10 protein-coding genes are annotated in these 13269 nt (G+C 69.7%); 6 read left to right on the top strand and 4 right to left on the bottom strand.

Annotated features, from left to right (window positions below; translation table 11 throughout):
• Nucleotides 1–2: 2 nt before the first annotated feature.
• From sucB to ACO0E1_RS17625, 3 genes are all read right to left on the bottom strand, one after another.
• Nucleotides 3–1505 (bottom strand): 2-oxoglutarate dehydrogenase, E2 component, dihydrolipoamide succinyltransferase, encoded by a 1503-nt coding sequence (gene sucB / locus ACO0E1_RS17635; protein ID WP_422875354.1) that lies wholly within the window; start codon nucleotides 1503–1505, stop codon nucleotides 3–5.
• Nucleotides 1506–1569: 64 nt separating this feature from the next.
• Entirely contained in the window at nucleotides 1570–2943 is a 1374-nt protein-coding gene (lpdA, locus tag ACO0E1_RS17630) for a dihydrolipoyl dehydrogenase (protein ID WP_281264381.1), read from the bottom strand.
• Between the two features lie 173 nt (nucleotides 2944–3116).
• Nucleotides 3117–4595, bottom strand: coding sequence for a leucyl aminopeptidase (locus tag ACO0E1_RS17625; RefSeq protein WP_422875353.1), 1479 nt, complete (start codon nucleotides 4593–4595; stop codon nucleotides 3117–3119).
• Between the two features lie 75 nt (nucleotides 4596–4670).
• Between ACO0E1_RS17625 and ACO0E1_RS17620 the strand changes: the two genes are divergently transcribed.
• From ACO0E1_RS17620 to ACO0E1_RS17600, 5 genes are all read left to right on the top strand, one after another.
• Entirely contained in the window at nucleotides 4671–5603 is a 933-nt protein-coding gene (locus tag ACO0E1_RS17620; protein ID WP_422875352.1) for a proteasome assembly chaperone family protein, read from the top strand.
• A 146-nt stretch (nucleotides 5604–5749) separates the two neighbouring features.
• Nucleotides 5750–7069, top strand: a complete 1320-nt coding sequence (locus ACO0E1_RS17615; RefSeq protein WP_422875351.1) for an MFS transporter — start codon at nucleotides 5750–5752, stop codon at nucleotides 7067–7069.
• Between the two features lie 210 nt (nucleotides 7070–7279).
• A complete protein-coding gene (locus ACO0E1_RS17610) occupies nucleotides 7280–8554 on the top strand; it encodes an RNA polymerase sigma factor (RefSeq protein ID WP_422875350.1) in 1275 nt (424 codons plus the stop codon).
• Nucleotides 8555–8562: 8 nt separating this feature from the next.
• Nucleotides 8563–9822 carry a MurT ligase domain-containing protein gene (locus ACO0E1_RS17605; RefSeq protein WP_422875349.1) on the top strand — a complete coding sequence of 420 codons (1260 nt, stop codon included), beginning with the start codon at nucleotides 8563–8565 and terminating at the stop codon, nucleotides 9820–9822.
• The gene (locus ACO0E1_RS17600) at nucleotides 9819–10592 is read left to right on the top strand and encodes a type 1 glutamine amidotransferase (RefSeq protein ID WP_422875348.1); all 774 of its coding nucleotides are present in this window, start codon (nucleotides 9819–9821) and stop codon (nucleotides 10590–10592) included. The genes ACO0E1_RS17605 and ACO0E1_RS17600 overlap by 4 nt, the downstream gene beginning before the upstream one ends.
• A gap of 83 nt (nucleotides 10593–10675) precedes the next feature.
• On the opposite strand, the gene ACO0E1_RS17595 is transcribed toward ACO0E1_RS17600, so the two are convergent.
• Nucleotides 10676–10900, bottom strand: a complete 225-nt coding sequence (locus ACO0E1_RS17595; protein WP_281264389.1) for a DUF7455 domain-containing protein — start codon at nucleotides 10898–10900, stop codon at nucleotides 10676–10678.
• A 169-nt stretch (nucleotides 10901–11069) separates the two neighbouring features.
• Between ACO0E1_RS17595 and ACO0E1_RS17590 the strand changes: the two genes are divergently transcribed.
• Nucleotides 11070–13196 (top strand): DNA gyrase/topoisomerase IV subunit B, encoded by a 2127-nt coding sequence (locus tag ACO0E1_RS17590; protein WP_422875347.1) that lies wholly within the window; start codon nucleotides 11070–11072, stop codon nucleotides 13194–13196.
• The last annotated feature ends 73 nt before the right edge of the window (nucleotides 13197–13269 follow it).

Raw genomic sequence — 13269 nt, 5'->3', positions numbered from 1 at the left:
GGTCAGTACCCGAGGTTCGGACCGAAGTTGCCCTCTTCGAGGCGGTTCTTCACCGCGACGAGGTACCGCGAGGCGTCCGCACCGTCGATGATCCGGTGGTCGTACGACAGCGCCAGGTACACGAACGAACGGATCGCGATCGCTTCCTGCCCGTCGACCTTCACGACCGCCGGGCGCTTCGTGACGATGCCGGTGCCGAGGATGGCCGACTGCGGGAGGAACACCACCGGAGTGTCGAACAGCGCGCCGCGCGAACCGGTGTTGGTCAGCGTGAACGTGCCGCCGGCGAGCTCGTCGGGCTTGAGCTGGTTGTTCCGGGTGCGCTCGGCGAGGTCGGCGATCGACTGCGAGAACTGCGCCAGGTTCAGCGACGCGGCGTCCTTGATCACGGGGGTGAGCAGACCGCGCTCGGTGTCCACGGCGATCGAGACGTTCTCGGTCTCCGGGTAGACGATCTCCTCGCCCTCCACCGTGGAGTTGATCTTCGGGTGGGCCTTCAGCGCCTCGGACGCCGCCAGGGCGAAGAACGGCATGAAGGAGAGCTTCGAACCGGTCTTCTCGAGGAACTCCGCCTTGTTGGCGTCCCGGAACTGCGCGACCTTCGTGACGTCCACCTCGACGACGCTGGTGAGCTGCGCGGTCGAGGTCATCGACTGCACGGCACGCTCGGCGACGACCTTGCGGAGGCGCGTCATCTTCTCGCGGGTGCCACGCAGCGGCGACACCTCCGCGACGAACGGGCCGGACGCAGCCGCGGGTGCTGCCGAGCCACCGGCTGCCGGAGCGGCCGAGACGGCGGCGAGCACGTCCTCCTTGCGGATGCGACCGCCGACACCGGTGCCGGTGACGGTGGACAGGTCGACGCCCTGCTCGTTCGCGAGCTTGCGGACGAGCGGCGTGACGTAGCCGGAGGCGGCACCCGTCTGCGTGGGGTTCGGGACCTCAGCGGACGCGGTGGGCGCGCTGGCGACCGCGGCGGCCGGAGCCGGGACGGCGGCCGGCGGGGCCGGAGCTGCTGCGGGCGGCGGGACCGGAGCGGCCTGGGGGACCGGGGCTGCTGCGGGCGGCGCTGCCGGGGCCGCGGGGGCGGCGGGCTGCGTCTGACCGGCGGGGGCAGGCTCGGGCTCGGTCGGCTGCGGAGCGGGGGTCTCGGACTCCTGCTCGGTGCTCGGGGCGGCCTCGGGCTCGGCCTCCTCGGCAGCTGCCTCGTTCGACTCGGACGACTCCGCGTCGGACGAACCGCCGTCGGACGAGCCGCCGTCGGACGCGCCGTCGCCGATCTTCACCAGCGCGGTGCCGACTTCGACGGTCTCGTCTTCTTGGACGAGGATCTCCTCGACGACGCCGGCGATCGGCGACGGGATCTCGGTGTCGACCTTGTCGGTCGAGACCTCGAGCAGCGGCTCGTCGACCTCGACCCGGTCACCGACGTTCTTCAGCCATCGGGTCACCGTGCCCTCGGTGACGCTCTCGCCGAGCGCCGGGAGGTTGACGGATTCGCTCATCGGTGGGACTCCTCTTCGCAGGGGTGGTTCGTGGTGGTTGGTGTCGTTGTCACGGTGCGCGCGCTCACAGTGCGTGGAGCGGCTTGCCCGCGAGGTGCAGGAACGCCTCGCCGAGCGCTTCGTTCTGCGTCGGGTGCGCGTGGATGAGCGGGGCGACGTCCTCGGGGTGCGCCTCCCAGTTCACGGCGAGCTGTGCCTCGCCGATGAGCTCGCCGACACGGGCGCCGATCATGCTGACGCCGACGACGGGACCGTCGACGACGCGGACGACCTTGATCGAGCCGGAGGTGCCGATGATGTGGCTCTTCCCGTTGCCCGCGAGGTTGTACTCGTACGAGTCCACCTTGTCGGCGCCGTACTCGGCCTCGGCCTTGGCCTGCGAGAGTCCGACGGACGCGACCTCGGGGTCGGAGTACGTGATCTTCGGGATGTTCTTGTCCTCGATGATCACCGGGTTCAGGCCGGCGATCTCCTCGGCGACGAAGATGCCCTGCTGGAACCCGCGGTGGGCGAGCTGCAGGCCGGGGACGATGTCGCCGACGGCGTAGACGTTCGGCAGGTTGGTCGCGAGGCGCTCGTTCGTGGTGACGAAGCCACGGTCCATCGTGACGCCGACCTCGTCGAAGCCGACGTTCTGCGTGACGGGGCCGCGGCCGACGGCGACCAGGAGCACGTCACCGTCGAAGGTCTTGCCGTCCTCGAGGGTGACGACGACGCCGTTCTCGTGCTGCTCCACGCCCTGGAAGCGGACACCGAGCGAGAACTCGATGCCGCGCTTGCGGAAGGCCCGCTCGAGCTGCTTCGACATCGACTCGTCCTCGGCCGGGATGAGGTGGGGGAGCGCCTCGACGATCGTGACCTCGGCGCCGAAGGACTTCCAGACGCTCGCGAACTCGACGCCGATGACGCCGCCACCGAGGATGACGACCTTGTTCGGGACGTAGTCCATGCGGAGCGCGGTCTCGGAGGTGATCACGCGGCCGCCGATCTCGAGCCCTGGGAGGGACTTCGAGTAGGAGCCGGTCGCGAGGACGACGTTCTTGCCCGTGATGGTCTGGTCGCCGACCTGCACGGTGTTCTGCGAGGTGAGCTTGCCCCAGCCCTCGACCACGGTGATGCCGCGGGCCTTGATGAGGCCCTGCAGACCCTTGTACTTCGAGTTGATGACGCCCTGCTGGTACTCGATGACCTTCGGGACCTCGACGCCGGCGAACTCGGCGATGACGCCGTACTTCTCGGCCTCACGGGTGCCGTCGGCGATCTCGGCCGCGTGGAGGAGCGCCTTCGTCGGGATGCAGCCGCGGTGCAGGCACGTCCCTCCGAGCTTGTCCCCCTCGATGAGCGCGACGCTCATGCCGAGCTCGGCCGACCGCAGCGCTGCGGCGTACCCGCCGCTGCCGCCACCGAGGACCACGACGTCGTAAGTCTGTTCCGTCACCTGGTGCAACTCCCTCGTGCGTGTGAGCCCGGGCCCGGTTCTGGTGGGTCCGGACCCGTGCATGGACACCGCGGCGGCGGTGCCCGACGGTCGGACCGCATGGTTCCGGTCCCGTCCCGTCCGTTCCGACGGGGGACGCGCAGAACACGCCCGCCCCGCCGGAACCAAACCTACTACTTGGACTGGAGCTCTTCTGCGAGTGCGATGAGTGTCCGGACCATCACGCCGGTGGCGCCCTTGCCGAGCCACCCGTAGCCGGCGCCCTTGTTCTCGGACGGACCGGCGATGTCGAGGTGCGCCCACGGCACGTCGCCCTCGACGAACCGCTCGAGGAACTTGCCGGCGAGCAGCATGCCGCCCGCCGGGTTGCCGACCGTGGCGTTCACCATGTCGGCGACCTCGCTGGCGAGTCGCGCGTCGAGTTCCTCGGGGAGCGGCATCGGCCAGATGGGCTCCGCGACGGACGCCGCGACCGCCTGCAGCTGCGCGACGAGCGCGTCGGTGCCCATCAGGCCGGTGGTCCGGTCGCCGAGTGCGACGACCTGCGCGCCGGTGAGCGTGGCGACGTCGACGACGGCGTCCGGCTGCTCGAGCGTCGCGGCGACCAGGGCGTCACCGAGCACGAGGCGACCCTCGGCGTCGGTGTTGGTCACCTCGACCGTCTTGCCGTTCTTGAGGGTGAGGACGTCGCCGGGGCGGGTCGCCGAGCCGGACGGCATGTTCTCGGCGAGGCAGAGCCAGGCCGTCACCTTGACGTCGAGGCCCAGGCGCGCGGCCGCGACGGTGGTGGCGAGCACGGTGGCGGCACCGGTCATGTCGGTCTTCATGCCGAGCATCGAGGCGGCGGGCTTCAGCGAGAGCCCCCCGGAGTCGAACGTGATGCCCTTGCCGACGAGGGCGAGGTGCTTCGTCGCGGTCGACGGCGCGTACCGGACGACGACGAGCCGCGGCGGACGGACCGACCCGGCGCCGACGCCGAGGATGCCGCCGAAGCCCTGCTCGGCCAGCGTGGTCTCGTCGAGGACCTCGACGGTGAGCGGCAGGTCGGACGCGAGGTCGGTCGCGACGTCGGCCACCTCGGACGGCCCGAGGTCACCTGCGGTGGTGTTGACGAGGTCGCGGACGAGCGCGGCCGCGTCGGCGACGATCGCCGGACGGACGGCGGCATCGGCCGACGCCGACGTGGCCAGCACGGTGATCGACTGGTCGCCCCGCTGCGGGCCGGTGGTCCCCGTGCCCTTGTGCCGCGTGAAGGAGTACGCGCCGAGCGCAGCGCCTTCCAACGCGGCGGCGACGAGCTCGTCAGTGTCGGTGGGCAGCGCGAGCACGATCGACGACGCCTGGGGGAGCTGGCGGACGGCGCTGCCGGCTGCGGCGCGGACGGCTGCGGCGTCGGTGGCGGAACCGAGTCCGACGAGCGCGATGCTCGACGCGTCGACTCCGGTCGCGGGGATGCGGACGAGCTGGTCCTTGGAACCCGACGCGCCGATCGCGGCGAGGTCGAGCCCGTCGAGCGCGGCGACCGCACCCGTGGCGGGCGACACGACGGTCGCCGGAGCGCCATCGGTACCGGGGCGGACGCCGACGACGAGCACGTCGGCGGCGATCGAGGAGGGGGATGAACTGTCGGTGGAGAGCGTCGGTCGGACCATGCTCCAACCCTATCCACGCGGTGTTCGCTGTCGGCGTGGGCTGCACAGCAGGTGTGGACGAACCGCCCGCCTAGCATGGGGACGGTGAACCACCCCGAGGACCTCTACACGTTCGACGAGTCCGCCCCGACGGTGCCGGCAGGCCTGCACCTCGTCGCCGGGCTCACCGGGTTCGCGGACGCCGGTTCGGCCGTCGCGCAGGTGACCACGTCGATCCTCGAGCGGTTGGACACCCGCCTGGTCGCGGAGTTCGACCCCGACGTCCTGCTCGACTGGCGTGCGCGTCGCCCGGTCATCACCTTCGAGCACGACCACATCAGCGACGTGGAACCGCCGCGCCTCGCGCTGCACCTCGTCCGCGACGAGCTCGGCCAGCCCTTCCTCTTCCTCTCGGGGTACGAGCCGGACTTCCAGTGGAACCGGTTCGTGCGCGCGGTCACCGAGCTCGCCGCCGAGCTCCAGGTCGTCGACACCACGTGGGTGCAGTCGATCCCGATGCCGGTGCCGCACACCCGGCCGATCAGCCTGACGGTGTCCGGCACGCGAGCCAACCTCATCGAGTCGATGAGCGTCTGGAAGCCGCAGACGCAGGCGCCGGCGAACGTGCTGCACCTCGTCGAGCACCGGCTGACCGAACTCGACCAGCAGGTCACCGGCCTCGTGCTCCTCGTCCCGCACTACCTGTCCGACACCGAGTTCCCGGACGCGGCCGTCGCGGCGCTGTCCGGCATCTCCGCGTCGACGGGGCTGATCTTCCCGACGGACGCCCTCCGCGAGGAAGGACGTGAGTTCATCGCGCGGGTCGACGAGCAGGTGGCCGGCAACGCCGAGCTGCAGCGCCTGGTCGGCGCGCTCGAGGAACGGCACGACACCTACATGGAGGGCAACTCCGTCTCGTCGCCGCTGACCAACGTCGACGGCGAGGTCCCGACGGCGGACTCGATCGCCGCCGAGCTGGAACGCTTCCTGGCGGACCGTCGCGTCGACGGCGACGCGAGCGAGGACTGAGACCGGACCATCCGCGGTCCGCGACGGACGTCGCGATCGCGCACCGGTCCTCCCGGCCGGCCTGGAGGCTGTGCACACGTCTGGCGCGCATCGCGCGTTCTCCACAGCCCGTCTCGGCGGCGGGGCCGCGCCGATAGCCTGGTCGGGTGAACTCCCGCCGTGCCTTCGTCGTCTGGGGCGTCGCGGTGCTCGCGTACGTCCTGGCGGTGGTCCAGCGGTCCTCGCTGGGCGTGTCCGGCGTCGACGCGCAGGACCGCTTCGCGGTCTCCGCTGCGGTCCTCTCCACGCTCGCGGTCGTCCAGATCGCCGTCTACGCGGGGCTGCAGATCCCGGTCGGCATCACGCTCGACCGCATCGGCCCGCGCCGACTCGTCCTGCTCGGGGCACTGCTCCTCGTGGTGGGGCAGGCGATCGTGGCGGTGTCGCCGACGATCGGGCCGGCGATCGTCGGCAGGGTGTTCGTCGGTGCGGGGGACGCGATGACCTTCATCTCGGTGATCCGTCTGCTCCCGATGTGGTTCAGCGGGCGCATCCTGCCGCAGATCTCGCAGTGGACGGGCAACCTCGGGCAGGTCGGGCAGATCGCCTCCGCGTTCCCGTTCGCCCTGCTCCTGCACACCGCCGGGTGGTCGGTCGCGTTCGGTGTCGCCGCGGCCGCGAGCGCCGTCGGGCTGGTCCTGGCGTTCGTGTTCGTCCGGAACGGCCCCGTGCCCGTGCGCACCGACACGATCCCGCTGCCGCACTCGTGGGGCGGTGCGTTCCGGACGTTCGGGCACGCCCTCCGTCGACCGGGGACCCAACTCGGCTTCTGGTCGCACTACGTCACGCAGTCGTCCGGCACCGTCTTCAGCCTGCTCTGGGGCGTCCCGATGCTCCGCGGGCTCGGCTACTCCGCGACGGAGGCCGCTGCGTTCCTGACCGTCATCGTCGTCGTGGGCTTCGTCGTCGGTCCGATCCTCGGCGTGCTGTGCGCCCGGTTCCCGTTCCGTCGATCGAACCTGGTGCTCGGCGTGGTCGTCGTGCTCGGCGTCGTGTGGACTGCCGTGCTGCTCTGGCCTGGTCACCCGCCGACGTGGCTGCTCGTCCTGCTCGTCGTCGCGATGGGCATCGGCGGGCCGGGGTCCCTGATCGGGTTCGACTTCGCGCGGTCGTTCAACCCGATGGGCTCCCTCGGTTCGGCGAACGGCGTCGTGAACGTCGGCGGCTTCCTGGCGGCCTTCGTGATGATGTTCCTGATCGGCACGCTGCTCGACGCCGTGTCGCGGGTCACGGGCGACACGGTGTTCGCGTGGTCGAACTTCCGGATCGCCCTCACCGTGCAGTACGTCGTGGTCGGGATCGGCGTGGGGATGCTGTTGCACGCCCGCCGAAGGACCCGCGCGGTGATGCACGCCGAGGACGGAATACGGGTGGCCCCGCTGTGGGTTGCACTGGTTGCACGCCTGCGGAAGCGGACCGTGCAATAATGAACCCGGACCCGTTCGGGTCCCCCGTGTACAGGTGCTCTTCCGGAGCGCCGGATTCGTTGGGGGACTTGACATGGGTCCTAGTGCTGCCCGGAGAGGCAGTGCCGCCAGGAACGACTGAGCCGGCGACGCGGGGGACTGCGGCGCAAGCCCTGAGCGGCGAGGGGCGCCACGACCCCAGGAACGTGGCACGAGGAGAGAGGTGATCGCATGGCTGCCCGGAGCACGACGATCGATCCCACGAAGGACAACGCCGACACGGTGGACCAGGCTGCGGCCGAGGACACCGACGGAACCGCTGCGCCCAAGAAGGCTGCGGCGAAGAAGGCCCCTGCGAAGAAGGCTCCCGCCAAGAAGGCGGCGACCAAGAAGCCGGCGACGAAGAAGGCCGCTGACGACGAGGTCGAGGACGAGGAGACCGTCGAGCCGGTCGACGCGGACGAGACCGAGGACGACGCCGAGGAGAAGCCGGCGACCGCCGCAGCCGAAGCCGCCAACGCGGTCGCAGCCGGGGCGCTCGTCATCTCGCAGTCCGACGACGACGAAGCGCCGGTCTACTCGACCACGATCACGGGCGCGACCGCCGACCCGGTCAAGGACTACCTGAAGCAGATCGGCAAGGTCGCGCTCCTCAACGCGGAGCAAGAGGTCGAGCTCGCGATGCGCATCGAGGCCGGCCTGTTCGCCGAGGACAAGCTGCAGCACACGACGGGCCTGTCGAAGCCGGAAGAGCGCGAGCTCCGTTGGGTGGCTCGTGACGGTCAGCGCGCGAAGTCGCACCTGCTCGGCGCGAACCTGCGCCTCGTCGTGTCGCTCGCCAAGCGCTACACCGGCCGTGGCATGCAGTTCCTCGACCTGATCCAGGAAGGCAACCTGGGTCTGATCCGTGCGGTCGAGAAGTTCGACTACACCAAGGGCTTCAAGTTCTCGACCTACGCGACGTGGTGGATCCGCCAGGCGATCACGCGCGCCATGGCCGACCAGGCCCGCACCATCCGCATCCCGGTGCACATGGTCGAGGTCATCAACAAGCTCGCGCGTGTCCAGCGGCAGATGCTGCAGGACCTTGGTCGCGAACCCACTCCGGAAGAGCTCGCCCGCGAGCTCGACATGACCCCGGAGAAGGTCGTCGAGGTCCAGAAGTACGGCCGCGAGCCGATCTCGCTGCACACCCCGCTGGGTGAAGACGGCGACTCGGAGTTCGGTGACCTCATCGAGGACACCGAGGCGGTCGTGCCGGCCGACGCGGTGGGCTTCACGATGCTGCAGAAGCAGCTCGAGAGCCTCCTCGACTCCCTGTCCGAGCGCGAAGCCGGTGTCATCCGGATGCGCTTCGGTCTCGGAGACGGCCAGCCGAAGACGCTCGACCAGATCGGTGACACGTTCGGCGTGACGCGTGAGCGCATCCGCCAGATCGAGTCCAAGACGATGGCGAAGCTCCGCCACCCGTCGCGGTCGCAGTCGCTGCGCGACTACCTCGAGTAGGCCGACCGGTGCGTTTCTTCATCCCGATCCTCATCGGGCGGATCCTCCGTGCCCTCGCTCGCGCGCGGGGCGGGGGATCCGCGTACCCCGGGTTCATCGTCCTGAAGCTCGTCCCGGACTTCCTGCAGCACGTCACGAAGCAGTTCCCGAACGGGGTCGTCTTCGTGCTCGGCTCCAACGGCAAGTCCACGACGACGCACATGATCTCCGAGATCGTGCGCGCCCACGGTCTGCGCGTCTTCACGAACCCCTCCGGCGCGAACCTGCCGCAGGGGATCGCGTCGGCGCTCCTGTCCGAGGTGTCGCTGACCGGCCGGCTCAAGGCGGACATCGGCATCCTCGAGGTCGACGAGGCCTTCGCCGTCGAGCTCGCCGGCATCCTGTCGCCGTCGACCGTCACGATGCTCAACGTCCAGGTGGACCAGCTCTACCGGTTCTTCGAGACCGAGCGCGTCGCGACGATGATGCTCGACACCGCGGCGCTGTCCTCCGCGAACGTCATCACGAACCACGACGACCAGTTCCTCGACGCCTACGCCGGCGTCGACGGGCAGCGTGTGCTCCGCTTCGGGGCGAGCGTCGAGGTCGTCGCGGCTGCGCCGAACGGCCTGCAGAACGCCGACGACTTCGCGTCGGCCGACCGTGCGGCGACCTCGGCCGACGCCGAGGTGGTCGAGAACCGCGGGGACGCGGCGACCATCGCCTTCGACGGGGCGACGATCCCCGTCCGGCTCCCGGCGCGCGGCCTGCACTACGCGGTCGACGCCGCTGCCGCCACCGCGACGGCGAGTGCCGCGCTCGGGACGCAGTTCCGCGCGGACGCCGTCACGAAGGCGTTCACGACGATGAAGCCGGCGTACGGCCGCGGCGAACGACTCCCCATCGCGGGCGAGTCGGCCGAGTTCACCATGTTCAAGAACGCGGCTAGTCTGCAGCTGAACCTCGACGCGTTGCCCGACCACCCCGAGCAGGTGCTCATGGCGATCGACGAGGGCACGCCGGACATCTCGTGGATCTACGACATCGACTTCTCGAAGCTCGACCACGTGGACGTCGTCTCCGGTGACAAGGCGTGGCAGATCGCCATCGCGCTCGAGCACGCCGGGGTCCGCATCGGCACCGTCGAGCCGGACGTCGAAGCGGCGATCGCGCTCATGCAGGGACTCGGCGCGACGACCAGCGGCACGAAGAACTTCATCGTCAACTACGAGATCATGATGATCGCCCGGAAGGCCCTCGGCCACCCGGACATGGAGAAGACCGCATGACGGCCGATCGCCTGACCATCCTGCACGTCTACCCGCGTCAGATGGGGGTGTCGGGGGACCGCGGCAACGTCGTTGCCCTGACCCGCCGTGCCGACGCCGCGGACATCGCCACCGAGGTGCTCGAGTACGCACCGGGCGACGCCCTGCCGACCGCGGCCGACGTCGTGGTGATCGGCAACGGCCCGCTCAGCGCGATGCGTTCCCTCGGTAGCGACGTGGCGCGTATCGGTGCCCCGCTCCGCGAGTTCGCGGCTGCAGGTGTGCCGGTCGTGGCCGTCGGTGGCGGGTTCGACCTGGCGACGAACGAGATCGTGCCGACCGACGGCTCGCCGCTCGCGGGCTTCGGCGTGTTCGACGCCCGGGCTGTCCGGGGTGCCGAGCGTCGGGTCAACTACTTCGTGCTCGAGACGCGGTACCCGCTCCTGCCCGGTGCCCCGAAGCGGCTCGCCGGGTTCGAGGACCACGCCACCCGGATCGAGCTCGGCGCCGGTGTCACGCCGTTCGCCGACGTCGTCTCGGGCGGTGGCAACCAGGCGGGTTCCGCTGTGGAGGGCGCGATCGCCGGAACGTCGTTCGGGACGCACACGCAGGGACCGCTCCTGCCGCTCAACCCGGACCTGACCGACGGTGTCCTCGCGGCGGCGACCGCACGTGTCGGGCGTGAGTACGCCCCGGATGCTGAACGCACCGCGACGATCGACCGCTACGCGCGCGAAGCGCGCGCGACCGTCGACCGCTACGTCGACAAGGCGTTCAAGCGCATCGCCTGAACGCCTGCCACACGCATGACGGGAGGCCCGGTACCAACTGGTACCGGGCCTCCCGTTCGCTGTGCGGTCGCGTCGAACGCGACCTACTTCGACTCGTAGAGTCGGCTGCTCTCGTCGTGCCACTCGATCGCGGTCGCCGCGAGCTTGTCCTTGAACTCGGCGCCGTGGTGGGCGCAGAAGAACAGTTCACCGCTGGCCATGGTGGCTCGGATGTAGGCCTGCGCCCCGCAGCTGTCGCAGCGGTCGGCAGCCGTGAGCTGGTGGCTGCTGAGTTCGTCGATGGAGGGGTCCTGCACGGTCTGGGTCATTGCTGTGCTCCTCACGGATCGCAGGTGGTGCCTTGATGGTCCACCCATTTCAACACGTGCTGCCTGGATACGTCGCATTGCGGACCCCCCATTTCGCTCAGCGCGGATCGACTGTCCCCAGTCCGAGTGTCCCGACGGTGTTGTCCGGGGTCCTCGGTAGGCTCAGGAGGTGAGCTCCGACTACTCCGCACGCCATCTCTCCGTCCTCGAAGGGCTCGAGGCAGTACGGAAGCGTCCCGGCATGTACATCGGGTCGACCGACTCCCGCGGGCTGATGCACTGCCTGTGGGAGATCATCGACAACTCGGTCGACGAAGCCCTCGCCGGGCACGGTGACGAGATCGGGGTCCGGCTGTTCCCGGACGGCTCCGTGCAGGTGTCGGACACCGCTCGTGGCATCCCGGTCGACGTCGAACCGAAGACCGGCCTCACCGGTGTCGAGGTCGTCTTCACCAAGCTGCACGCCGGCGGCAAGTTCGGTTCGGGGTCCTACGCGGCCTCCGGCGGGCTGCACGGCGTCGGTGCCTCGGTGGTGAACGCGCTCTCGGAGCGCCTCGACGTCGAGGTCGACCGCGACGGCAAGACCTACGCGATGTCGTTCCACCGTGGCGAGCCCGGCGTGTTCGACGACGCTGCCGGCATCGGACCGGACGCGCCGTTCACGCCGTTCACCTCCGGCAGCGAGCTGAAGGTGGTCGGCAAGGTCAAGAAGAACGTGACCGGGTCGCGCATCCGCTACTGGGCCGACCGGCAGATCTTCACGAAGGACGCCGCGTTCAGCATGTCCGACCTCGTGAACCGGGCGCGCCAGACGGCGTTCCTGGTCCCCGGGCTCGGGCTGACGATCACCGACGAACGCCCTGCGGCGATCCAGGCAGCGGCGGAACGTGCAGCGGCGACCGGCGTCTCGATCGAGAGCGGTCCCGTGGTAGAGCGCTTCCGGTACGAAGGCGGCATCAGCGAGTTCGTCGAGCACCTCGCGCCGGACTCCGCGATCACCGACGTCTGGCGCGTCCAGGGCACCGGGACCTTCACCGAGACCGTCCCGATGTTGGACGACAAGGGCCACATGGTCTCCACGGACGTCGAGCGCTCCTGCGAGGTCGATCTCGCACTCCGTTGGGGCGGCGGCTACGAGACGGTGTTCCGCAGCTTCGTCAACATCATCGCGACCCCGAAGGGCGGCACCCACCAGGCCGGCTTCGAGAGCGGTGTGATGAAGGCCGTCCGGGCCCAGGTCGAGGCGAACGCCCGCAAGCTCAAGGTCGGCCAGGACAAGCTCGACAAGGACGACGTGCTCGCCGGCATGACCGCCGTGCTCACCGTCCGGCTGCCGGAGCCGCAGTTCGAAGGCCAGACGAAAGAAGTCCTGGGTACCCCGGCGGTCCGCAAGATCGTCGACCAGGTCGTGTCGAAGCGCATGACGGAGATCCTCACGTCGACGCAGCGCACCGAGAAGGCCCAGGCGGCGACGCTGCTCGAGAAGGTCGTCTCGGAGATGAAGTCCCGTATCTCCGCGCGCGCCCACAAGGAGACCCAGCGCCGGAAGAACGCGCTCGAGAACTCGTCGCTCCCGACGAAGCTCGCCGACTGCCGCTCGAACGACGTGGAGGGCACCGAGCTCTTCATCGTGGAGGGCGACTCCGCGCTCGGTACCGCCAAGCTCGCCCGCAACAGCGAGTACCAGGCGCTGTTGCCGATCCGCGGCAAGATCCTCAACGTCCAGAAGGCGTCCGTGTCCGACATGCTCTCGAACGCCGAGTGCGCATCGATCATCCAGGTGATCGGCGCGGGTTCCGGCCGGACGTTCGAGCTCGACCAGGCCCGGTACGGCAAGGTCATCATCATGTCCGACGCCGACGTCGACGGCGCGCACATCCGCACGCTGCTGCTCACCCTCTTCTTCCGCTACATGCGACCGATGATCGAGCAGGGGCGTGTGTTCGCAGCCGTGCCGCCGCTGCACCGGGTCGTGGTGGTGAACCGCGGCAAGCCGAACGACACGCTGTACACCTACTCCGAGCAGGAACTCCAGTCGGTCCTGAAGAAGCTGGAGAAGTCGGGCAAGAAGTACCAGGAGCCGATCCAGCGCTACAAGGGTCTCGGCGAGATGGACGCGGACCAGCTGGCGGAGACGACGATGGACCGCGCGCACCGGACGCTCCGGCGCGTGAACGTGTCCGATGCCGAGGGCGCCGCGAAGGTCTTCGAGCTGTTGATGGGCAACGACGTGGCCCCGCGCAAGGAGTTCATCCTGGCGGGCGAGGGCCTCGACCACGACCGCATCGACGTCTAGCTGTAGTTCCCCGTGAGGTTGTGAACGCGATCTGATGGGGTTTGGCCGCCGAGTCCGGTGTGGGGTCGGTGGT

Origin of the sequence: Curtobacterium guangdongense (assembly GCF_049341845.1) — a bacterium.
GTDB lineage: Bacteria > Actinomycetota > Actinomycetes > Actinomycetales > Microbacteriaceae > Curtobacterium > Curtobacterium guangdongense.
This window is presented reverse-complemented; position numbering and strand designations above follow the sequence as displayed.